The following is a 22,577-nucleotide window of genomic DNA, read 5'->3' as shown; positions in this document are numbered from 1 at the left end:
CAAGCCTCCCGACGGAAAGGCACCGCATGAACACCACCCCCGCACCGGCGCCCCCGGCGGCCGACTGGGAAGAGCTCGTCACCACCGCGCTGCTCGGCACGGACCGCCGTACGCCTCCGGGGTGCGCGCCGGGCCAGGACGCACCCGTGGCCCTGCTGGACGCGGCGGCCGTGGAGACCGTACGGCGGAGGGCGGGGCTGTGTCCGGCGCCGGCGGCACAGCGTCCGGAGCCCGCCGCGCCCGACGCGCGTCCGGCGCTGCCCACCGCGGCGGCCCGCAGGCTGGCGATGCTGCTGACCGACCGTCCCGGTACGGGCGGTGGAGGCCGTAGGGGCACCTCACCGGATCTCATGGAGTTGCTGCCCCAGTGGCTGACGGCGGCCAACGCGCGCGGTTTCGCCGCGCCCGTCCAGGCGTTGCCCGCACTGCTGGACGCGGCCCGGGGGCGTACGGACCTGCGGCCGGCTGCGCTGGAGTTCGCGGGCCCGCGCGCGTTGTGGCTGGCCCGGCTGAACCCGGACTGGCGGTTCGCCCTGCGCGCGACACCGGGCGGCGGCACGGCCCTGCCGGCTCTCGACGACCCGGAGCAGGTTCAACTGCTGTGGCAGGAGGGATTGTTCGCCGAGCGGGTCGCCCTGCTCGCGGCGATACGGGCGCACCAGCCTTCAGCCGCACGCGAGTTGCTCGTCACGACCTGGGGGACGGAGCGCGCGGAGGACCGGCTGATGTTCCTCGACTCGCTGCGGATGCGGCTCTCCGCCGAGGACGAGCCGTTCCTGGAGCAGGCATTGGCCGACCGGAGCCGCAACGTCCGTGCCACGGCTGCGGAGTTGCTGTCGGCACTCCCCGACTCGGCGCTCGCCGCGCGGATGGCGGTCCGGGCATCGGCCTGCGTAGCCGTCGACCGCACGCGCGAGCAACCGGGCCTGGTGGTCGAGGCACCGCACGAGTGCGACTCGGGCATGGAGCGGGACGGTGTGGTGGCCAAGGCTCCGGCGGGACGGGGTGAACGCTCGTGGTGGCTCGGCCAGTTGGTGGAGGCGACTCCGCTCGCTACCTGGGAGCGGCGGCTCGGCGGACGGACACCCGCGGAGATCGTGGCGCTTCCGGTGGCGGACGACTGGCGGAGCGAGTTGCACGCCGCGTGGTGCCGGGCGGCCGTACGGCAGCGGAACGCCGAGTGGTCCCGGGCGCTGCTGGGGACGCCGTCGGCACCGGAGGCGGGCGGGCCGGGGGCGGTGTCCCTGGCCGAGCGCGCCAAGCTGCTGAGCACGCTGGGCGGGGGCGAACGGGCCGACTGGGTCGCCGGGTTCATCGCGGCGCAGGGGCTGTCCGAGGCGTTTCAGCTGCTCGGGGTGTGCGCGGTGCCGTGGGCTGCGCCGCTGGGGCGGGCTGTCGTGGACGCGCTCAACATCGCGCGGGACGCGGGGAGTTATCCATGGAGCTTCAGTGGGGTGATGGGGCTGGCCGAGCGGTGTCTCGATCCGGGCGAGGCGAGTCGGCTGGACGGGTTGCTCGCGGTGCCGGACGAGTCGGAGGACGCGGCGCCGGGAGCGGGGGGTTATTGGGCGGAGGCGTTTCAGCGGCTGGTCACGACGTTGCGGTTGCGCGCGGCGATGGCGGAGGAGCTGGGGGCGCCGTAGAAGCTGCGGGAGTTGGAGGCGCCGTAGAAGCTTGGGGGCTGCGCCCCCAAACCCCCCTTCGGCCTGAACGGCCTCGTCCTCAAACGCCGGACGGGCTGAAAATGCTGGCCTGCGCTGAAAAGCGAACCCGGACGGGCTGAAGGTGACCGGCGTCGAGAAGCGAAGCCCCGCTCGCCGAAGACCAGGCTGAAAAGTCACCGGCGCCACAAAGTGAATCCGTGCTCGCCGCAGGCCCTACGCCCCCGCCGGCTGCCGCACGTTCTCCCGCACCCAGTCCACGATCGCCTGGGTGGTCGCCCCGGGTGTGAAGATCTCCGCGACGCCCTTCTCCTTGAGGGGGGCGATGTCCGCCTCGGGGATGATGCCGCCGCCGAAGACGAGGATGTCCTCGGCCTCGCGCTGCTTGAGGAGGTCGATGACCGCGGCGAAGAGGGTGTTGTGGGCGCCGGAGAGGATGGAGAGGCCGATGGCGTCGGCGTCCTCCTGGATCGCGGTGTCGACGATCTGCTCGGGGGTCTGGTGGAGGCCGGTGTAGATGACCTCCATACCGGCGTCGCGCAGCGCCCGCGCGATCACCTTGGCCCCGCGATCGTGGCCGTCGAGCCCCGGCTTGGCCACCACCACGCGGATCGGACCGGCTGCCACACCCATCACTGCCTCCATGAAGCGACTGCGTTCATCCCTACCCACGGGTACCGCGGTACCCGCTTCAGTGCGGGAAGTGAACGAACGTTATCTCCAGCATCCCGCAACCGGCAGTTTCGCGGCGGATACCGAGGGGGAAATCACACGATGGGACACGTTCACCGCGCAGCGTTCCAGCGGGAACAAGCGCACCGGGAGCCGCAACGAGGTCGCCGTACCACCGCGCCGCAGGCCGCGCGGCGCGGTGGTACGGCGCATCGGCGCAGGCACGAAGGGCACGCAGGGCAGGTACGGCACGACAGCGGGAAGCCTCGTCGCCAGACCGACAGGGCTCCTTGGTACGTCGACGGCGTCGGTCACGCCGTGCACCGCACTCACCCAGCGCATACCCCTCGGGCACCGTCGGTGACCCTCGCCGTGGCCTCCCACGAGGGCACACGGGGGACGGAGCTGTCGTCCGTGTGCCGACAGGAGGTCGGCCATGAAGGTCACCAGGGCTGCACTGCCCTTTCTCCCCCTCTGTCAGCGCCTCCTGCCCAGCAGGCTGGCGGGCCTCTCGACGACCCTCCTGAAAGCGACCGCCCTGGAGATCGTGATCCTCGCGGGCCACCTTCTCCTCTATCCCTCCGGAATCACCCAGGAACGCCGGGAACCCCTGCCCGAGCCGCCCGCACCGGAGGACGCGACGCAGTTGCCGACCGAGGCGAAGCCTCCGGTGGTGCTGCTGCACGGGTTCATCGACAACCGCTCGGTCTTCGTGCTGCTGCGCCGTTCCCTGGCCCAGCACGGCCGCCGCCAGGTCGAGTCCCTCAACTACTCGCCGCTGACCTGCGACATCCGCACCGCCGCGGAGCTGCTCGGCCGGCACATCGAGGAGATCTGCGAGCGAACGGGCAGCCGGGAGGTCGACATCGTCGGGCACAGCCTCGGCGGGCTGATCGCGCGGTACTACGTGCAGCGGCTCGGCGGCGACCTGCGGGTCCGCACGCTGGTGACGCTCGGCACCCCGCACTCCGGCACGGCCGTCGTCCCGCTGGCCAACGCCCACCCGATCGTCCGGCAGATGCGGCCCGGCTCGCCGGTGATCGAGGAGCTGACCCGGCCCGCGCCCGGCTGCCGTACGCACTTCGTCAGTTTCTGGAGCGATCTGGACCACCTGATGGAACCGCTGGAGACGGCCTGCATCGACCATCCCGACCTGATCGCCCAGAACGTCCAGGTCAGCGGCATCGGCCACCTCGCCCTGCCGATCCACCCGGCCATCGCGACAGGCATCCGCCAGGCCCTCGACACCCCACTGCCGGAAACCCCGGCCGCGACCCGCACCGGCACCCGCGCGGGCACCCACACCGGCGGCCTGACAGTGGCCTGACCGGGCATCGACAGCCGGCACACAGCCTCGCGAAGATCGAACGCTATTCGAACCCACGGCCAAACCCGTGCCCGCCGTCCCCCGAAACACGGCCGAATGCCCGTTTCCTGCTGACGCGAAACCTGACGAAGATTGTCGCGCCCGCATACTGCCGGGTACAGTCCACCGCACTGCTCTGGCAGCCCCTGTTGTCGAGGCGAATAGAGAAGTTGGTGAACGATCGTCACCCGTCGGGGACCATGACCACCCCGGCTCCGGCTTCCGATGCCACCTCGGCGCACTACGCGTCGTACGGCGGGCAGGACGCCCAGTACGGTGACTTCACCACGTACGGCGACCACACCGCCACGGATTTCCACCCGGGCGCCCAGGCCACCGCGAGCTTCGCCACCGACCCCCTCTTCGGCGACATGCCGGGCAACGGCCACGGCACCGGGGCACACGCGACCGGCGCCTACGGCTCCTCCGCCTGGTCCACGGGTGCCCAACACACCCTGAACTACGACCCGTACGCGGCCCAGCACCACGCCACGTACGACACGGGCGCCTACGAGAACACCGCTTGGTCGGCCGACTACCAGCAGCTGTCCGCCATCCCGCCGCAGACCGGCGCCCCCGACGTCAGCGGGCAGTGGAACGCGAACGCCTGGCTCCAGCCGGACCAGTCGGCCCATCCCGCAGCGGCCCCCGCCGACCAGACCCAGCAGTGGGAATGGGGCACGCAGGCCTTCGACACCGGCGCGTACGACGCCACGCAGTGGAACGCCGACGGCACCGCCGCCGACGCGACCACCGCCTTTGAACAGACCACCACCTTTGAACAGGCGTCGTACGACGGGACGCACGAGGGCACGTACGACGAACCAGCCCCGGAAGACGGCGAGTTGACCGCCACCGGCGAGATGCCCACCCTCGACGAGGCCGAGCCGGAACAGCAGGACAGGGCCCAGACCCGCCCCGAACTCCTTGACGACCAGGAGGAGTTCACCCCGCGCCCGGCCCCGGCCGGCTCGCGCGCCGCGGCCCGCAACGGGAGCCGTTCCCGCCGCCGTACGCCTCCGAAGCGGTCCGCGCTGATGACCATCGCCGTGCCGTCCGCGTGTGTGATGGGTGTCGCCGGGATCGCCGCCGCGTCCGTCGGCACGCTGACCGGTGGCAGCGACACGACGGCTTCCGCCTCGGACGCGACCTCGGTCAAGCCGTCCGTCGCGAACAACAAGCTGGACGCCCAGATCAAGAGCCTGTCGGCCGGTGCCGACGACTTCGCCGACCGGGCCAGCCGTACGCAGGAACGCATCGACCTCAAGGCCCAGCAGGAGGCCGAGAAGAAGAAGGCGGCGGCGGAGGCGGCCCGCAAGGAGCGGCTGCGCCCCAAGTACGTGCTGCCGGTCACGCAGAAGGGCCTCAGCGCCTACTTCGGCCAGGCCGGCGTCAACTGGATGTCCGTGCACACGGGCATCGACTTCCCCGTCTCGTACGGCACGACAGTGATGGCCGCGACCGACGGCGTCGTCTCCACGAAGTGGAACAGCGCCTACGGCAACATGCTGATCCTCACGGAGAAGGACGGCACGCAGACCTGGTACTGCCACCTCTCCAGCTACCGCGTCGCCTCCGGTACGACGGTGAAGGCCGGCGACCCGATCGCGTACTCCGGGAACTCGGGCAACTCCACCGGCCCGCACCTGCACTTCGAGGTGCGCCCGGCGGGCGGGGCGGCGATCGACCCGCTCCCGTGGCTCCGCAGCCACGGGCTCGACCCGACGTAAGCCGCCCCCGCCGCCCCAACTCCCTTACGGGCTACAGCTTTTCCACCGGCGCGTACCGCAGCAGCAGCCGCTTCGGCTTGGGTTCCCCGAAGTCGACCGTCGCCTCCGCGTTCGACCCCGTGCCCTTCACGCCGACCACCGTGCCGAGCCCGAACTGGTCGTGCGTGACCCGGTCGCCGACGGCCAGCGCCACGACCGGCTTCTCCGAGGTCCTGCGCGTGGCAAAGCCCGACGCACCCGACGCCGACGAGCGCGAGCGGGACGAGGACAGCGAGGCCGCGATGCCCGAGGCCGGACCCGTCGACGGCGGAGCCGCCATCGCGCCGGTCCGCTTCCACTCCACGTGCGCCGCCGGGATCTCCTCCAGGAAGCGGGAGGGCGGGTTGTACGACGGCTGTCCCCAGGCGCTGCGCAGCGACGAGCGTGTCAGGTAAAGGCGTTCCCGCGCGCGCGTGATGCCCACGTACGCGAGGCGCCGCTCCTCCTCCAGCTCCTTGGCCTGGCCGAGGGCGCGCATGTGCGGGAAGACGCCGTCCTCCATGCCGGTGAGGAAGACGACCGGGAACTCAAGTCCCTTGGCGGTGTGCAGGGTCATCAGGGTGATGACTCCGGAGCCGTCCTCGTCCTCGTCGGGGATCTGGTCGGAGTCGGCGACCAGCGCCACCCGCTCCAGGAAGGCGGCGAGCCCGACGGGCGTCTCGCTCTCCCCCTCCCCTCCGCTGTTCTCCTGCTCAAACTCCAGGGCTACGGCGGCCAGTTCCTGGAGGTTCTCGATGCGGGTCTCGTCCTGCGGGTCGGTGGAGGCCTGCAACTCGGCGAGGTAGCCGGTGCGTTCGAAGATCGCCTCCAGGACCGTCGCCGGGCCCGCGCCGGAGTCGACGATCGTACGGAGGTCCTCCATCAGCGTGTTGAACTTCTTGACCGCGTTCGTCGACCGCGCGGCCATGCCGTAGGCCTCGTCGACGCGCTTCAACGCCTGCGGGAAGCTGATCTTCTCGCGCTGCGAGAGGGCGTCGATCATCGCCTCGGCGCGCTCGCCGATGCCGCGCTTGGGGACGTTGAGGATGCGGCGCAGCGGGACCGCGTCCTCCGGGTTGGCCAGCACACGGAGGTAGGCCAGGACGTCCCGGACCTCCTTGCGCTCGTAGAAGCGGACGCCGCCGACGACCTTGTAGGGCAGGCCGACGCGGATGAAGATCTCCTCGAAGACACGGGACTGCGCGTTCGTCCGGTAGAAGACGGCGACGTCTCCGGCCTTCGCGTCGCCCGCGTCGGTGAGACGGTCTATCTCCTCGGCGACGAACTGCGCCTCGTCGTGCTCGGTGTCCGCGACATAGCCGGTGATCTGCGCGCCCGCGCCCGCGTTGGTCCACAGGTTCTTGGGGCGGCGGGACTCGTTGCGCTCGATGACCGCGTTGGCGGCGCTCAGGATCGTCTGCGTGGAGCGGTAGTTCTGCTCCAGGAGGATCGTCGTCGCGTTCGGGTAGTCCTCCTCGAACTGGAGGATGTTGCGGATCGTCGCCCCGCGGAAGGCGTAGATCGACTGGTCGGCGTCACCCACGACGCACAACTCGGCGGGCGGCAGGTCGTGTTCACCGGGCGGGACGTCGACCGGGTGCTCGGAGGTGCCGACCAGCTCGCGCACGAGCGCGTACTGCGCGTGGTTGGTGTCCTGGTACTCGTCGACCATGACGTGCCGGAAGCGGCGGCGGTAGTGCTCGGCGACGTCCGGGAAGGCACGCAGCAGGTTGACCGTCGTCATGATCAGGTCGTCGAAGTCGAGGGCGTTGGCCTCGCGCAGCCGCGACTGGTACATCGCGTAGGCCTGGGCGACGGTCTTCTCGAAGCCGTCGGCGGCCTGGGCGGCGAAGTCCTCCTCGTCGATCAGCTCGTTCTTCAGGTTCGAGATCTTGGCGCTGAAGGACTTCGGGGGGAAGCGCTTCGGGTCCAGGTCCAGGTCGCGGCAGACCAGGGCCATGAGGCGCTTGGAGTCGGCGGCGTCGTAGATCGAGAACGAGGACGTGAAGCCGAGCTTCTTCGACTCGCGGCGCAGGATGCGGACGCACGCGCTGTGGAAGGTCATCACCCACATCGCGTTGGCGCGCGGGCCGACGAGCTGCTCGACGCGCTCCTTCATCTCGCCCGCGGCCTTGTTGGTGAAGGTGATCGCGAGGATCTGCCCGGGGTGCACGTTGCGCTCGCCGAGGAGGTAGGCGATGCGGTGGGTGAGCACACGGGTCTTGCCGGAGCCGGCGCCGGCCACGATGAGCAGCGGGGTGTCGGAGTGGACGACGGCCGCGCGCTGGTTCTCGTTCAGCCCGTCCAGGAGCGCCGCCGGGTCGACCACGGGGCGTGGGGCGCCGTCCCGGTAGTGGGCGTCTCTGCTCGCGGGCACGTCGAAGTTCCCGCCGAACAGGTCGTCCGGAATCGGCTCCGGTCCGTCCTCGTCCTCGGGCGGTGGCGGGGGTTCTTCGTCGTAGGCCGGAGGGGCCTGAAGATTCGCCAGGAAGCTGTCGTCAAAGAGGCTGCTCATCGCTCTCCGAGTTTAGGGCGCCGCACTGACAACCGGCCGCCACCCCAGGAACTCGGGAAAATTCACGGACCAGAACCGGTCGATCACGATCAGCGACGACTGATCCCGCGCATGGCCAAAGTCACGGACGCGTATCGGGCATATCGAACATCAACCTTCACAGAAACCACACGAGTTGGTTAGCGTTCGATCAAGCCGTACGCCCCTCACACCACCACCGACCTGGGGTGCGTCGGTCCAACTCCCTTTCGGAGCATGGACCGTAGGGCAACAACGGCCCGTAGGGCACCATCCGGAAGGAGTCGCCTCCTTTGGCGTCGTCGCACCGCAAGCCGCGTTCCGCGGGCTCGCGCATCGCAGGCATATGGACCCCCGCCGCCGACGACGGCAACCCGGGCCTCGGAGAGGTAGAGCAGAAGGTCGACGACCTCTACCGGCGGGCGGAGTCTGCGACCGAGACGTACAACGCGGCCAGGGAGAGGGCGGCCAGGCAGCGCAGGCGCGTCGACACCGGCCCGGAGGACGTGCCCAAGCTCGCGCAGAAGCTCAACTCCGCGCGGGAGCGGCTTGGTTCGTTCACCGCCGCGCAGTACCGCACCGGGGCCTCAGCCGCGGACGCCTCGGAGTTCCTGCTCCCGGACACCCCGCGGGACTACTTCGAGCAGGCCCAGTTGATGAGCCGGCTGACCAGCCGCCAGAAGGACGCGGTTCGTCATGAGACGGCCGAGAGCCTCCACACCCCCGACGACACGCAGAGCGACCTGAGGACGGCCAAGGCCACCGTCCAGAAGAAGCTCTCCACCGCGCGCGAACTGCTGGCGCGGCCGACCGCGCGGGAGCAGCGGACCGAGGCGGCGCGGAGCACCCCTTCCGGCTCCTCGCCCTCCGCCGACTCCTTCTACTCCACCAAGGCCGCCAAGGCCGTCGCCTTCGCCCGCGCCCAGGTCGGCAAGCCGTATGTCTGGGGTGCCGCCGGCCCCGGCTCGTACGACTGCTCGGGCCTCACCCAGGCCGCCTGGAAGGCAGCCGAAGTGACCCTCCCGCGCGTCATCACCGACCAGGCGAACGCCGGCACGACGGTCTCCCTGGCCGACGCGCAACCCGGTGACCTGGTCTTCTTCCACGACGACATCAGCCATGTCGGTGTCTACGTAGGCGACGGCATGATGATCCACGCCCCGAAGCCCGGCGCCTACGTGCGCGAGGAGTCGGTCCACCACGACGGCGCGGCGACCGTCCACAGCGTGGTGCGGCCGGCCTGAGCGGGCTCTCGGCACGCACGCACGCGTGCAGGTGTTTTTGAGCTCCACGCGCGCGTGGCCCGTCGTCGGTACCGGGGCCGCTCCCTAGCATCGGGCCATGCCCGATACCGGTATCTCCCGCTTCCGCGCCTGGTGGGCACAGCGTCCGCCGGCGGCCGGGGCCGTCGTGATGGCCACCGCGATCATGTCGGTCGGCCTGCGTGTCACGGGGTACGAGGTGCTGTCCCGTATCGCCTTCGCGGTGGCCTGCGCCTTCTGGCTGGGGCTGGCCGCGGACTTCGCCGTACGGCTGCTGCGGGACCGGCGGCGGTGGCTCACGGAGGCGGGGACACCCGGTGCGCTGACCGCCACGGCCGCGACCGCCGTACTCGGGACGCGGTTCTCGGCAACGGGCTGGCAGACGGTGGCCGAGGCGCTGCTGGCGCTGGCCGCGGTGCTGTGGCCCTGGCTGCTCGTACGGGTCGTACGGAACTGGCAGGGACGTATGCCCGGGACCGTGTTCCTCGGGTGTGTGGCCACGCAGTCGCTGGCCGTGCTGGGGGCGACGATCGCCGGGGCCGAGTCGGTGGCCTGGCTCGCACACACGGCGCTTGTGCTGTTCTGGTTCGGGCTGGTCCTCTACGGGTTCGCGCTGGCCCGTTTCGAGTGGCGGCAGGTGATCACCGGGGTCGGGGACCACTGGATCGTCGGCGGTGCGCTGGCCGTCTCGGCGCTGGCCGGGTCGAAGCTGATCGCCGCCGACAGCGCGCGCCTGTACCTGTGGAACTCCGACGACCGAGGCGTCCTGCGGGCCGTGACAGTGGCACTGCTGGTGCTCGACGTGGCCTGGTGTGCCGTCCTGCTGGGCGCCGAGATCGCCTGGCCGCGGCTGCGCTTCGACGTGCGGCGCTGGTCGACGGTGTTCCCGTTGGGGATGACGGCGGCGACCATGCTGTCCGTGGGGACCGCCGTGGGCGTCTCGTGGCTGCGGACGCCCGGGGAGGTGGTTCTGTGGATCGCGGTGGCGGCCTGGCTGGTGGTCGCCGCGGGGACGGTCCGGTTCTACCTCGCCGCCACGTCCGGGGTCACGTCCACAGGACCGCGATGAAGATGTTCACCATCGTCAGCCCGCCCACCAGCGCGAACTGACTCTTGTCGACCGTCTCCTCGTCGCGCTTCACATAGACGAGGCCGAGGATCACGATCAGCAGCGCGAGCTTGATGCCGATCTTGATGTTGTTGACGTGCTGATCGTCGGCCTGGTTGAGGCCGACCAGGATCGCGCCGGTGACCAGCATGGTCAGCGCGCCGTGCAGCATGCCGGGGACGAAGCGGGCCGTGCCCTGGCCCATCGCCTTCATCTGGGTGAGGAAACCGCCGAGCAGCGCGGCGATGCCGATGATGTGCAGGCCGACGAAGAGATGGATGAGTACGTCCATGGGATCGGAGCCTAATCAGGGGCTCCGGGACTGACCGACACCGCCCCTCGTTACCGCTTCCCGGCCCTTGCATATATGCGGCCATAGCACCACGCCGACCCGCCCCGCGCCGGAACCGCCGCTTCGGTCAGCGCTCCGTGCGAAGGCGGCGGCCCCGGACCGGGATCACAGTCACTTACGGTCAATTGCCGATCACCTCATGTCAGTTGTGCACATGCGTTACCGGGCCGTCACCATCAGGTTTAGCGTCCTCCACCAGGTGACCGGCTCCCCACCGCCGCCCGGACCAGGGGCGGCAGTCGGCCACCACCGCCGAAGAATGTCCGGCGGCGGCCCGCTCCCCCTGTGCGGGCCGCCGCCGGACGCGCAATCGCCCGCTCCCCCGGCGGTCGTACGAAAGGACGTGCAGTCCACGTGGCAGCGCACCGCAAGCCCCGACAGCGCTCGCTCAGCGGCAATACAGCCCGTACGGCGGCAACGATCGCCCTCGCGGGCGCGGCGACGGCGACCGGCTTCGACGGGACCTCGCACGCCGAGCCACAGCTGACACCGACGCAGGTCAAGACCAAGGTGGACAAGCTGTACCAGGAGGCGGAGGTCGCGACCGAGAAGTACGACGGCGCGAAGGAGAAGGCGGACGCGGCCGAGAAGCAACTGAACACCCTGCGGGACGAGGCGGCACGCAAGACGGAGAAGCTCAACTCGGCCCGGGACTCGCTGGGTCATGTCGCCGCCGCGCAGTACCGCGGCGGCGGGATCGACCCCGCGGTGCAGCTCATGCTCTCCAGCAACCCCGAACGGTATCTGGACAGCACGGAGTTCGCCGACCGGATGGGCCACCGGCAGACGGCGGCCGTCGAGCTCGTACGGCAACAGCTGCGCGAGATCGAGCAGTTGCGCGGCGCCGCGCACATCGAGCTGACCTCGCTGAAGTCCCGGCAGGCGGAGCTGGGCAGGCAGAAGAAGACGATCAACGGCAAGCTGGACCAGGCGCGCCGCCTGCTGTCCGGTCTGACCCCACAGCAACGGGCGCAGGTCGGGGACGCCACGACCGGCGACGCGGGCCGCGCGTCACGCTCTTCCACGACGGCTAGGGGCGCGCTGGCCGCGCCCGGTTCCTCCGCCGCCGCGGCCGACGCCCCCAACTCCCGTGCGGCGGCGGCCGTTTCCTACGCCTACCAGAAGCTCGGCAGCCCCTACGTCTGGGGCGCGACCGGCCCCAACGCCTTCGACTGCTCGGGCCTCGTCCAGGCCGCGTACAGCTCCGCCGGTGTCTCCCTGCCCCGCACGACCTACGCCCAGATCAACGCCGGCCAGCGCGTCTCCCGGTCCGAACTGCGCCCCGGCGACCTGGTGTTCTTCTACTCGGGCATCAGTCACGTCGGCATCTACGTCGGCGACGGCCAGATGATCCACGCCCCGAACCCGACGGCTCCGGTACGGCTGGCGCCGATCGACGAGATGCCGTTCGCGGGGGCGACCCGGGTGGTGTGAATCCCCGGGGTGTCCCCCAAGGGGTCCCGGGTGAACTCCCTTACGGGTCAAACCAGTCGGCGTGCCGTCGCCCACCGCGTCAGCTCGTGCCGGTTGGACAGCTGGAGCTTCCTCAGCACCGCCGAGACATGGGACTCGACCGTCTTCACCGAGATGAACAGCTGCTTGGCGATCTCCTTGTAGGCGTAGCCGCGCGCGATGAGGCGGAGCACCTCGCGCTCGCGCTGGGTGAGGCGGTCGAGGTCCTCGTCGACCGGCGGGGCGTCGGTCGACGCGAAGGCGTCGAGGACGAAGCCGGCCAGGCGGGGCGAGAAGACCGCGTCGCCCTCCTGGACCCGGAAGATGGAGTTGACGAGGTCCGTGCCGGTGATCGTCTTGGTGACGTAGCCGCGCGCACCGCCGCGGATCACCCCGATCACGTCCTCCGCCGCGTCCGACACGGACAGGGCGAGGAAGCGGACGGGCTGCTCGGCGTCGCTCATCAACGGGGCGCAGCGGCGCAGGACTTCGACCCCGCCGCCGCCGGGCAGGTGCACGTCGAGGAGGACCACCTCGGGGCGGGTCGCGGTGATGACCGTGACCGCCTGGTCGACGTCCGCGGCCTCGCCGACCACCTCGACACCGGTCTCCTCGGTGCGGCCGATCTCGGCCTGGACCCCCGTACGGAACATGCGGTGGTCGTCGACGAGGACCACGCGCACGTGACGCCCGCCCGCGCTCCCGCCGGTCGGCTCCGCCGGTTCGTTCGTCTCGGTCGCGTCGCTCATGACGTCTTCTCCACCCTTTCCATCTCCAGCTCGACCTCGGTACCGCCGTCCGGCACCGCGCGCAGTCGTGCCGTACCGCCGTGGCGCTCCATACGGCCGATGATCGATTCTCTGACACCCATGCGGTCGGCGGGTATCGAGTCGAGGTCGAAGCCCGGTCCGCGGTCCCGGACGGACACGAAGACCGTCTTCCCCTCCACCTCGGCGTAGACCTGTACGGCGCCGCCCTCGCCACCGTACTTGGCCGCGTTCACCATCGCTTCGCGCGCGGCCTGCATCTGGGCGCCGATTCTCTCGTCGAGCGGGCAGTCGCCGACGACGACGACCTCGATGGGGACGCCGTGCTTGTCCTCGACCTCGGCCGCGCTCCGGCGCACCGCCTCGGCGAGGGTGTCGGGTTCGTCGGCCTCGTCCTTGCCGGTGCCCTCCGGTTTGTAGAGCCAGGCGCGCAGGTCGCGCTCCTGGGCGCGGGCCAGGCGGCGCACTTCGTTGGGGCTCTCCGCGTTGCGCTGGATCAGGGTCAGGGTGTGCAGCACGGAGTCGTGGACGTGGGCGGCGACCTCGGCGCGCTCCTGGGCGCGGATGCGCATCAGGCGCTCCTCGGAGAGGTCCTGGGTCATCCGCACGAGATACGGGCCGGCGAGCAGCGTGATGCCGACGAGGACCGCGAGGGCGGCCTGGAGGACCGAGCCGAGGTGGCTGGCGGAGCCCTGGAGGACGAAGATCGCGGTGGCGCCGGCGGTGACGAGCAGGACGCCGCCGCCCGCGCGCAGCAGGCTGAGCGTACGGCGGCGGCTGCCGACCTCGGCCCAGCGGGCGCGGCGGGCGTTGTCCGCCTGGCGCCAGACGAGGGCGACGCCCGCGCCGACGAGGACGGTCGGGAAGAGATAGGCCTTGGCACCATTGCCCAGGTTCACATTGCCGACGAAGACCAGCGCGACGACGACCATGAGGAGCAGGGCGACGATCTGGCCCTTGTCCGGCTTGCGGGCGACGAGTCTGCGGCGGCCGTCCGGCGAGGTCTCGGTGGAGACGAGCGACGGGGGCCGCTGACCGGCGACCCCGCCGACGCCGAGCGGCACGAAGAACCAGAACGAGGCGTACAGCAGCGCGCCGAGTCCGTCCGCGAGGAACAGCCCCACGAACACCAGCCGCACCCAGATCACCGGCAGCCCGAGATGCCCGGCGAGCCCCCGCGCCACACCACCGAGCCAGCGACCGTCACTGCTGCGGTAGAGCTTGCGCGGCGGCCGCGGGTCCTCGACGGGCAATGCTGCGGCTTCCGGCATGCCACCGATGTTCACACGCCCCGCCGCCCGGGGCATCAGGGTCGACCCCCGAGACTCCCCTGATCTTCGAATTCGGCACGCTCGGTCCGCGAAATCGGCGTGCGGCGGGGGTTCTGACGGGTTGCCGGAAGGGGGGCGGGCGTCCGCGATCGATGGGTCGACTGCGGCCGCGGGAGATCTGAGCGCCACCAGCACACGAGTCGGTCGCGGTGCCTGTGGCGATGTCAGTCGCCGTGGCACAGGAAGCCCGGCGGGCAGCCGGCCGCCCTCGGCGACCGCGCCCGCCCGGCGAACAGCTCGCGGCTCAGCCCACCGGCGCGCGCCCAAGCCTCTCGAACACTCCCCCGGTCCGGGTCGGGGCGGATTTCAGGGTTCGGCCAGGGTCGTCCCGACTGCCATCGGCGGCTCGCGGCGGGCAGCATGGACGCATGACAGATCACGAGCGCGCCGCGACGGGTCCGGGACCCGGCTCCGGCCCACGTCCGCGAGCGGGCGGCGGGCCGCAGGACGCCGTGCCCGGCGCCGGTGCCGCCTCTTCGCCGGGTGCCGTGCCCGGCGACGGCACCGCGGCCGCGGCTCCGCACCGGTTCCGGCGGGACCGGCGGTCCAAGGTGCTCGCGGGGGTGTGCGCGGGGCTCGGGCGGCAGTGCGACATGGACCCGGTGATCTTCCGGATCACGCTCGCCGTGCTCTCGGCGACGGGCGGCATCGGCCTCATCTTCTACGGCTTCGCATGGCTCTTCGTCCCGTACGACGACGAGGAGGAGAACGAGGTCCGCAAGCTCTTCACCGGCCGTGTGGACGGCCAGGCCCTGGCCGCCGTGCTGTTCGCGCTGGTCGGCTGCGGTGTGTTCCTGTCGATGCTGAACAACGCCAGTGTGCTGACCTTCGCGGTCGTCCTCTCCCTCCTGCTGGCGGGCGCGGGGTACTGGTCGCAGCAGCGCGGCGCCCCCGACCCGGACCCGCTCGCCGCGCAGGCCGTCGCCGACGCCCCGCCGGAGGCCCAGGCGCCGCCGGTGGCCACCGCCTACCCCTCCTGGTGGCGTGATCCGATCGTCAAGGACGGCACACACGTCGGTGGCACCGGTTATCTGTGGGGCCCCGGCGACTCCCGCGACCGTGACATCGCGGACGTGATCGACGTCAGACTCGCCCCCTCGTACCCGCACTGGCCCGCGGATCAGCGGGCTCCCCGCCCGGTGCCCCAGAGAACGCGTGGGCCGCGCTGGATCGGCGGCTGGGTGTTCTTGCTCGCGCTGTTCGCGGGGGCCCTCGGCACCGCCGCGAAGTGGGACGACCAGGCGCTCGGCACCAGCCTGCAGGCGGGCCTGGCCTGTGCGCTCGTCGTCTTCGGCCTGGGGATCGCGATCAGCGCGTTCCTCGGGCGTACAGGGGCGGGCTCGGTGTTCCTCGCGATCGTCACGGCCGGCCTGCTCGCCGCCTCGGCGGCCCTGCCCAAGGACCTCACCACGCACTGGGAACGCCTCACGTGGCAGCCCGCGGCGGTGGCGGACGTACAGACGAAGTACGACCTGGGGAACGGTGTGGGCACACTCGACCTGACCCGGCTGCGGCTGGCCAAGGGGCAGACGGTCGCGACGGACGCCGAGGTGGGCGTCGGGCAGCTGAAGGTGATCGTGCCGCCGAACGTGACGGTGAAGCTGAGTGTGGACGTACGCGTCGGGGACATCCAGTTGCCCGGTGACGACAAGAAGGACGTGGACGTGGAGCCGGGCAAGCACAAGCAGGTCACCCTGACCCCGGCGACGGGCGTCAAGAGCACCGGCACGCTGGACCTGGACCTCCAGGTCGGCGTCGGACAGGCGGAGGTCAGCCGTGCTGCGTCATGAGTTCCAGCCCGGAAAGCTGGTCGCCGGTCTCTTCCTCGCCGCCGCGGGCGTGGTCTACGCCGGGGACGCGGGCGGGCTGTGGGTGACCGAGTGGTTCGCGGTGATCCCGCTGGTCACGGTCGGCCTGGTGCTGGCCGGCGTGGTGGCGGGCATCAACGGCGCGGTCCGCAGACGCCGAGAGGCCGGCCGCGGGAACACGGCCGACCCCGGTCCGGACATATCCGGCTGAAGATCGTCTGCGAGCGAGCCTGACAGCCCGCCCGGAAAGAGTCCGGCGGCTTCACCGTCGGCGGCTCCCTCCTCGGGAGCTACCGGTAGCCGCCCGCCCGTTGCCTTCGCCTTCCACGGATCACCGCGTCGAAGGAGAACATCGAAGCGCCGGCGAGGACGAGGGGCAGCCAGGCCATCAGGTAGGCGAGGTCGTTGCCGTAGTAGTACGGGTCGTTGGCCCAGCTGATGGTCAGCCACAGGCTGAGCGAGATCAGCGCGCCGCCGAGTGCGGCGAGGCGGGCCAGCAGACCGATCAACGTGCCGATGCCGACGGCGAGTTCACCGAAGGCGATGGCGTAGCCGAAGCCGACGGGGTTCTTCAGGGACAGGTCGACCAGGGCCGGGATCGCCGCCGAGTCGCGGACCGCGCGCATCGTCTCGCCGACCGAGCCGGCGCCGGAGGACTTCATGAAGGCACTGTCGGTGAGTTTGTCCAGGCCGGCATAGATGAAGGTGACGCCGAGGAAGACGCGCAATGGGAGCAGGGCGTATCGGGTGGCGGTGTCCCGCCAGCTCCGGTCGCCGTCGAGGTAGGGGGTTTGCGTATCCATTCGAGTGCCGTGAGTCATCGCCCGTAGCCGCCTCTCGCCCGCTGTGCCGTGACCCCTCAACAGACCATACGTACGAATAGGGGGACGCGCTCAATCATGCTTCAACGAATTTTCGCGACCTTGGCACGACTCGTACGGTGGTCGGTCCGCCGAGGGCGTCAGTCCGTGACGTCGACGACGCAGGAGTTCGTCTCCACGCCCGCCGCCGTCACGACCTGCACCTCCACGCGGCCGGGCTCGACATCGACCGGGACCGGGACGGTCAGGAGGGTGTCCGTCGGGTTGGAGAAGCCGCCGGTGACCGGGACCAGGGGGACATGGACGTTGACCGGGCCGATGCGGACGACCATGCGGGAGAGGCGGTCTGCGGTCTGCGCGCCCGGGGGGACGAAGCCCGCGCCGCGGATCTCGATGTCGTCGCCGGTGCGGATGGGGGCGTCGAGGTCGCCCGCCTCGCGGGAACGCACCACCGAGAGGATGACCGGACGGCCGCCCTCCGCGTACTTGCCGGCCAGGTATGTCGCGGCCGAGATCAGCACGACCACCGCCAACCCCCAGGGCAGGTCGGGCAGTTGGTCGGGGCGGCGGGCCAGGCGGACAGCCACGAAGACGAGGGCCACGGCGCTGATCGCGACGTACTGGATGTCGGCGAAGGTACCGCGGCCCGCGTCGTCAGTGAGGAGGTCGGCCGCGCGGGGGCGGTCGGCGGGGAGTTTCTGGAGGCGCTGGCCCAGCACGCGCAGGCCGACGACCCGGCGGACGAGCACGGCGATCGCGCAGACCACGGCGAGGACGGTCACCACACCGGCGCCGCGGGCGAGTTCGAGGCCGGAGATGAGGGCGTCGCGTTCGGCGTGGTCGGAGGCGGCGGCGAGGCGGCCGGCCAGGACCAGCACCGCGTACGCCACGAACAGCACCCAGGACACGGCCACGGCACGGGAGGTCGACAGCCGGTTGTCCTCACCGATGACCGGGGCCAGCGCCCCACCGCGCGCCCGGTGGAACCAGGAGGCCGCCGTCAGCGCGCCGGCGACCACGAGCGCGGCCAGCAGCCCGGCCGTGCGGGCCGCCGTCCAGCCCGCGCCGATCGCGGTGAACGCCTGCACCAGGAGCAGCACGACGAAGGCGCTCCACACCGTGAAGGCCGTGCGGTGCCACAGCCGGGCCAGCCAGGCGCCGCCCTCGGCGCGGCCGCGTTCGGCGACGACGTCGGCGGACTGGGTCAGTTCGTCCGAGACCCACTGGCGGGAGGCGGACACCGAGTGCGCCACCGCCGCGGGCAGCCCCTCCCCTGCAGCGAATCCGTCCCGCTTGACGAGGAACGCGGCGACCGCGCGCCGATGCCCCTCGCGTGCTCCGTGCGGGCAGTCCCCGCAGGTGCAGCCGCCTCCGTGGGCACCGACGTGCTCGCCGCCCTGTCTCGCCTCCTGCACCGCCACGCCCGACGCCTGCCTTCCCCATGCCCCTCGGCCCGCGACCCCGGACCCTCACGTTCGGCGGCCGGCTCCGAAGCCTTTGGCCACCGCCTTGCAACTCCCGTACGACAACAGCGGATTGTGCCCTACGGGACACGGCCCGCGTCCGGCAGGTCTGGTCAGCGCGGGTGAAGTGACGGCCGCCGTGTTGACCCGGCTGCGAGAATTTCCCTATGGCCGAGATCATCCAGCGCGACGGGACCTGGGCCTTCGACGGCACAACGGTCCGTATCACGCCGGGACTTCACCGCTCCGTGCCACTGTTCCGGCAGACGTACGGGGAGATCGTCGTGCCCCTCGAAGCCGTCGCGGGCGTCGTCTACGAACCCGAACGCAAGCGTGGCCGACTGCGGCTGAGGCTGCGCGAGGGTGCCGACCCGCTGCTCCAGGCGACCGGCGGCCGGCTGCCGGACGCGGCGGATCCGTACCGGCTGATCGTGGACATCGACCGGTCCGGGGTGGCCGAGTACGTGGCGGAGGAGATCCGGCACGGGCTGCTCCTCGACCAGATCCCCAAGGAGCCCACCAAGGCCTATCTCCTGCCCGGCCCGCCGGTGCCGGTCTCGGTGCGTTCGTCCGACGGCACGGTGTCGTTCGACGGCGCGCAGGTGCGCATCGACTGGGCCGACACCTCGGAGCGCGTCAAGCGTGCCACCGGGCCGCGCATAGTCGCCGTGGGCGACCTGGTCCAGGTGGAGTGGCTGCCCAACTCCGGGTACGAGGACGGGTTCATGCGGTTCGTGACCCGCGAGACGGTGTTCTCCAAGCTGCCGCCGGAGAAGGACCCGTACGCCCTCGATCTGTGGGGCAGCACCCGCCGGGACCTGCTCACGGCGCTGGTCGCGACGGCGGTGACCGCGCGGCTGCCGCATCCGTCGGCCCGGGAACACGAAGGCGACAACGGCGAGTTCGCGGGCCGGCCCCGACGGGCGGCCGTCGTCCCGCCTCCGGCCGACCATCACGACGTGCTCCTGCGCAGGCTGCGGGAGTTGGGGGAGCTGCACCGGGAAGGGGTGCTCACGGACGAGGAGTTCACGATGACCAAGGCGGCGGTGCTGCGGGGTTTCCGGTAGGGGTCTCAGTTGAGGAGGTCCGGTTCGCTGCGGCTGATGTCCTGCCACAGGGGCTGGTAGTTGATCCACGCGACGAGGTCGCCGCCGGTCTGTTCGCGGGTGGCGACGGCGAGTTTGTGGTCGATGAGGAGGGGGCGGCCGGCCGCCTTCGCGAGGAGCTGGACCTGGCAGGAGCGTTCCATGGACAGGAACCACCAGGCCGCCGCGTCCACCGAGTCGCCCACGGTGAGCAGGCCGTGGTTGCGCAGCACGAGCGCCTTGCGCGAGCCCAGGCCGGCGGCGATCCGCTTGCCCTCCTCGGCGTCGACGGAGACACCGCTGTAGGCGTCGTAGAGCGCGTGGTCCTCGTAGAAGGCGCAGCTCTCCTGGCTGATCGGGTCGAGGAAGTCGCCGAGGGCGGAGAGCGCGCGGCCGTGCACGGAGTGGCAGTGGGCGACCGCGACGACGTCCGGGCGGGCCGCGTGGACCTGGGAGTGCACGGTGAAGGCGGCCTGGTTGACGTGGTGGCGGCCCTGGAGCACCTGGCCCTCCGAGTTGGCCAGCACCAGATCGCTCACGGTGACGTGCCGGAAGGGCATCCCGAAGGGGTTGACCCAGAAGCAGTCGGTGAACTCGGGGTCGCGGGCGGTGATGTGCCCCGAGACCCCGTCCTCGAAGCCGTACCGGCCGAACAGGCGCAGGGCGCCCGCGAGCCGTTCCTTGCGGTGCCGGCGTTCGTCCTCGACCGACTCGTGCATCGGCGGCATGGCGAACCGCAGCCGGTCGGTGGGCAGGGGGGAGGGCGGTGTCGGCCCGTGCATCGGTCCTCCAGCACTGGGTTCCTGGTTACCGGCGGAAGTTACCGTCAGTGAGGCGAAAAGGGCAGTGGTGTTCTGTAAAGATGCGGCACCAAGCGTGCCCGGCGTCCCTTAATCCGGACAGTGGATGTCGGGTATCGGCGGGACAGTGGTCGTATGACTGCGAACTGGGCGGTATTCGTCGCCGCGGAACCCGAACTCGCCGCGATCGTGGAAGAACGCTTCGGGGCGTTCACACATCACATCCTCGCGACGCTGCGCAAGGACGGGTCGCCTCGGACGAGCGGGCTCGAAGTGCGGTTCCTGGACGGGGAGTTGTGGCTCGGGATGATGCCCGACTCGCTGAAGGCGCTGGATCTGCGGCGGGATCCGCGGTTCGCGCTGCAGGCGAACCCGGGGGCGGGTACGGAGATGGGCGGCGGGGATGTGCGGGTCGGCGGGCGGGCGGTGGAGGTGACGGATGCCGGGGTGAAGGGGGCGTACAGCAAAGAGGTGGAACCGCCGGAGCCGTTCCACCTCTTCCGCACCGAGGTGACGGAGGTCGTGCGGACCTTCGTCGAGGACGAGACGTATCTCGTCACTCAGGTCTGGCACCCCGGAGAGCCGGTGCGCACCCTCAAGCGGACCTGAGCCTCAAGAGAGGCCTACTCCCACTCGATGGTGCCCGGCGGCTTCGACGTGATGTCGAGGACCACCCGGTTGACGTCGGCGACCTCGTTCGTGATGCGGGTGGAGATCTTCGCGAGGACGTCGTACGGGAGGCGGGACCAGTCGGCGGTCATCGCGTCCTCGGAGGAGACCGGGCGCAGGACGATCGGGTGGCCGTAGGTGCGGCCGTCGCCCTGGACGCCGACGCTGCGGACGTCCGCGAGGAGGACCACCGGGCACTGCCAGATGTCGCGGTCGAGGCCGGCCGCAGTCAGTTCCTCGCGGGCGATCGCGTCGGCCTCGCGGAGCAGGTCGAGGCGGTCCTTGGTGACCTCGCCGACGATGCGGATGCCGAGGCCGGGGCCCGGGAAGGGCTGGCGCTGGACGATCTCGTCCGGGAGGCCCAGCTCCTGGCCGACCATCCGGACCTCGTCCTTGAACAGCTTGCGGAGCGGTTCGATGAGCTGGAATTCCAGGTCTTCGGGGAGGCCGCCCACGTTGTGGTGGGACTTGATGTTGGCGGTGCCGGTGCCACCGCCGGACTCGACGACGTCCGGGTAGAGCGTGCCCTGCACCAGGAACGCGACCTCCGGGCCCTCGTCCGCGATGATCTCGGCCTGCGCCTGCTCGAAGACGCGGATGAACTCGCGGCCGATGATCTTCCGCTTCTGCTCCGGGTCGGAGACCCCGGCGAGCGCGGTGAGGAAGCGCTCCTCCGCGTCCACGACCTTCAGCTGTACGCCGGTCGCGGCCACGAAGTCCTTCTCGACCTGCTCGGTCTCGCCCTTGCGCATCAGACCGTGGTCGACGTAGACGCAGGTCAGCTGGGAGCCGATGGCCTTCTGGACGAGGGCGGCGGCGACGGCGGAGTCGACACCGCCGGACAGACCGCAGATCGCGCGCTTGTCGCCGACCTGCTCGCGGATCGCGGCGACCTGCTCGTCGATGACGTTGCCGGTGGTCCAGTTCGGGGTGAGGCCCGCGCCCCGGTACAGGAAGTGCTCCAGGACCTGCTGGCCGTGCGTGGAGTGCATGACCTCGGGGTGGTACTGGACGCCGTAGAGCTTCTTCTCGTCGTTCTCGAAGGCGGCGACCGGGACGACGTCCGTGGACGCGCTGACCGTGAAGCCCTCGGGGGCGGCGGAGCAGGCGTCGCCGTGGGACATCCACACCGACTGCTCGTCCGGGGTGCCTTCGAAGAGGGTGGAGGACGACTTGGAGACGTGAAGTTCCGTACGGCCGTACTCGCGGGCGCCCGTGTTGTCGACGGTGCCGCCGAGGGTCGTGGCCATGAGCTGGAAGCCGTAGCACATGCCGAAGACGGGGACGCCGGCGTCGAAGAGTTCGCGGTCCAGGCGGGGGGCGCCCTCCGCGTACACCGACGAGGGGCCGCCGGAGAGGATGATCGCCGCCGGGTTCTTGGCGAGCATCTCCGCTACCGGCATGGTGCTCGGCACGATCTCGCTGTAGACCCGGGCCTCGCGGACGCGGCGGGCGATGAGCTGGGCGTACTGCGCGCCGAAGTCGACGACCAGGACGGTGTCGGGGGCGGGGGTCGCTGCTGACACGGGGGCCTTCCGGCGGTTGGGCGGGGTTCTGGTCATCGATTCTAACGGGGCTCGGGTGGGACACCTGGTCGTCCCTGTGTGACGAGGCTCGGGTGGGTCACCTGGTCGTCTCTGGGTGCTCCGCCCCCAGGCCACCGGGCCTGTGCCATACTC

19 protein-coding genes are annotated in these 22,577 nt (G+C 70.9%); 10 read left to right on the top strand and 9 right to left on the bottom strand.

What is annotated here, in order from left to right:
• Nucleotides 1-26 precede the first annotated feature (26 nt).
• Complete coding sequence (locus OG496_RS34475; RefSeq protein ID WP_405973678.1) at nt 27-1,643, top strand: DUF5691 domain-containing protein; 1,617 nt, start codon at nt 27-29, stop codon at nt 1,641-1,643.
• Nucleotides 1,644-1,877: 234 nt separating this feature from the next.
• Here OG496_RS34475 and OG496_RS34470 read toward each other — a convergent pair whose 3' ends face one another.
• Complete coding sequence (locus tag OG496_RS34470; protein ID WP_033280095.1) at nt 1,878-2,294, bottom strand: cobalamin B12-binding domain-containing protein; 417 nt, start codon at nt 2,292-2,294, stop codon at nt 1,878-1,880.
• 475 nt (nt 2,295-2,769) lie between these two features.
• Here OG496_RS34470 and OG496_RS34465 point away from each other — a divergent pair, with 475 nt between their 5' ends.
• Together OG496_RS34465 and OG496_RS34460 are read left to right on the top strand one after the other, a co-directional pair.
• On the top strand, nt 2,770-3,660 hold the full coding sequence (locus OG496_RS34465; protein WP_405973677.1) for a lipase family alpha/beta hydrolase: 891 nt from the start codon (nt 2,770-2,772) through the stop codon (nt 3,658-3,660).
• A 239-nt stretch (nt 3,661-3,899) separates the two neighbouring features.
• Nucleotides 3,900-5,429: a peptidoglycan DD-metalloendopeptidase family protein gene (locus OG496_RS34460; protein WP_405976763.1), complete on the top strand. Its 1,530-nt coding sequence runs from the start codon at nt 3,900-3,902 to the stop codon at nt 5,427-5,429.
• 31 nt (nt 5,430-5,460) lie between these two features.
• Here OG496_RS34460 and pcrA read toward each other — a convergent pair whose 3' ends face one another.
• The gene (gene pcrA / locus OG496_RS34455) at nt 5,461-7,962 is read right to left on the bottom strand and encodes a DNA helicase PcrA (RefSeq protein ID WP_405973676.1); all 2,502 of its coding nucleotides are present in this window, start codon (nt 7,960-7,962) and stop codon (nt 5,461-5,463) included.
• A 311-nt stretch (nt 7,963-8,273) separates the two neighbouring features.
• Here pcrA and OG496_RS34450 point away from each other — a divergent pair, with 311 nt between their 5' ends.
• Nucleotides 8,274-9,224, top strand: a complete 951-nt coding sequence (locus OG496_RS34450) for a C40 family peptidase (RefSeq protein WP_405973675.1) — start codon at nt 8,274-8,276, stop codon at nt 9,222-9,224.
• Between the two features lie 97 nt (nt 9,225-9,321).
• Nucleotides 9,322-10,311, top strand: a complete 990-nt coding sequence (locus tag OG496_RS34445) for a tellurite resistance/C4-dicarboxylate transporter family protein (RefSeq protein ID WP_405973674.1) — start codon at nt 9,322-9,324, stop codon at nt 10,309-10,311.
• Here OG496_RS34445 and OG496_RS34440 read toward each other — a convergent pair.
• On the bottom strand, nt 10,289-10,642 hold the full coding sequence (locus OG496_RS34440; RefSeq protein WP_019055618.1) for a hypothetical protein: 354 nt from the start codon (nt 10,640-10,642) through the stop codon (nt 10,289-10,291). The genes OG496_RS34445 and OG496_RS34440 overlap by 23 nt on opposite strands.
• 414 nt (nt 10,643-11,056) lie before the next feature.
• Between OG496_RS34440 and OG496_RS34435 the strand changes: the two genes are divergently transcribed.
• Nucleotides 11,057-12,136, top strand: a complete 1,080-nt coding sequence (locus OG496_RS34435) for an NlpC/P60 family protein (RefSeq protein ID WP_405973673.1) — start codon at nt 11,057-11,059, stop codon at nt 12,134-12,136.
• A 47-nt stretch (nt 12,137-12,183) separates the two neighbouring features.
• Here OG496_RS34435 and OG496_RS34430 read toward each other — a convergent pair whose 3' ends face one another.
• Together OG496_RS34430 and OG496_RS34425 are read right to left on the bottom strand one after the other, a co-directional pair.
• Nucleotides 12,184-12,903 (bottom strand): response regulator transcription factor, encoded by a 720-nt coding sequence (locus OG496_RS34430; RefSeq protein WP_327401845.1) that lies wholly within the window; start codon nt 12,901-12,903, stop codon nt 12,184-12,186.
• The gene (locus OG496_RS34425; protein WP_405973672.1) at nt 12,900-14,228 is read right to left on the bottom strand and encodes a PspC domain-containing protein; all 1,329 of its coding nucleotides are present in this window, start codon (nt 14,226-14,228) and stop codon (nt 12,900-12,902) included. The genes OG496_RS34430 and OG496_RS34425 overlap by 4 nt, the downstream gene beginning before the upstream one ends.
• A gap of 392 nt (nt 14,229-14,620) precedes the next feature.
• Between OG496_RS34425 and OG496_RS34420 the strand changes: the two genes are divergently transcribed.
• Entirely contained in the window at nt 14,621-16,042 is a 1,422-nt protein-coding gene (locus tag OG496_RS34420; RefSeq protein ID WP_405973671.1) for a PspC domain-containing protein, read from the top strand.
• Complete coding sequence (locus OG496_RS34415; protein WP_405973670.1) at nt 16,029-16,271, top strand: hypothetical protein; 243 nt, start codon at nt 16,029-16,031, stop codon at nt 16,269-16,271. The genes OG496_RS34420 and OG496_RS34415 overlap by 14 nt, the downstream gene beginning before the upstream one ends.
• A 79-nt stretch (nt 16,272-16,350) precedes the next feature.
• On the opposite strand, the gene OG496_RS34410 is transcribed toward OG496_RS34415, so the two are convergent.
• Nucleotides 16,351-16,881, bottom strand: coding sequence for a DoxX family protein (locus tag OG496_RS34410; RefSeq protein ID WP_405973669.1), 531 nt, complete (start codon nt 16,879-16,881; stop codon nt 16,351-16,353).
• 140 nt (nt 16,882-17,021) lie between these two features.
• On the bottom strand, nt 17,022-18,302 hold the full coding sequence (locus OG496_RS34405; protein WP_405973668.1) for a hypothetical protein: 1,281 nt from the start codon (nt 18,300-18,302) through the stop codon (nt 17,022-17,024).
• Nucleotides 18,303-18,511: 209 nt separating this feature from the next.
• Between OG496_RS34405 and OG496_RS34400 the strand changes: the two genes are divergently transcribed.
• Nucleotides 18,512-19,411: a DUF4429 domain-containing protein gene (locus OG496_RS34400; protein ID WP_405973667.1), complete on the top strand. Its 900-nt coding sequence runs from the start codon at nt 18,512-18,514 to the stop codon at nt 19,409-19,411.
• Nucleotides 19,412-19,416: 5 nt separating this feature from the next.
• Here the strand turns inward: OG496_RS34400 and OG496_RS34395 are convergent, their stop codons facing one another.
• A complete protein-coding gene (locus OG496_RS34395; protein ID WP_366489242.1) occupies nt 19,417-20,211 on the bottom strand; it encodes a class II aldolase/adducin family protein in 795 nt (264 codons plus the stop codon).
• Nucleotides 20,212-20,364: 153 nt separating this feature from the next.
• Between OG496_RS34395 and OG496_RS34390 the strand changes: the two genes are divergently transcribed.
• On the top strand, nt 20,365-20,838 hold the full coding sequence (locus OG496_RS34390) for a pyridoxamine 5'-phosphate oxidase family protein (protein WP_405973666.1): 474 nt from the start codon (nt 20,365-20,367) through the stop codon (nt 20,836-20,838).
• 14 nt (nt 20,839-20,852) lie between these two features.
• Here OG496_RS34390 and guaA read toward each other — a convergent pair whose 3' ends face one another.
• Nucleotides 20,853-22,424 (bottom strand): glutamine-hydrolyzing GMP synthase, encoded by a 1,572-nt coding sequence (gene guaA, locus OG496_RS34385; RefSeq protein WP_327401854.1) that lies wholly within the window; start codon nt 22,422-22,424, stop codon nt 20,853-20,855.
• Nucleotides 22,425-22,577 lie beyond the last annotated feature (153 nt).

Source organism: Streptomyces sp. NBC_00988 (genome assembly GCF_045162645.1).
Taxonomy (GTDB): Bacteria; Actinomycetota; Actinomycetes; order Streptomycetales; family Streptomycetaceae; genus Streptomyces.
Note: the sequence above shows the minus strand (reverse complement) of the source record. Positions and strands in the feature narration are given on the sequence as shown.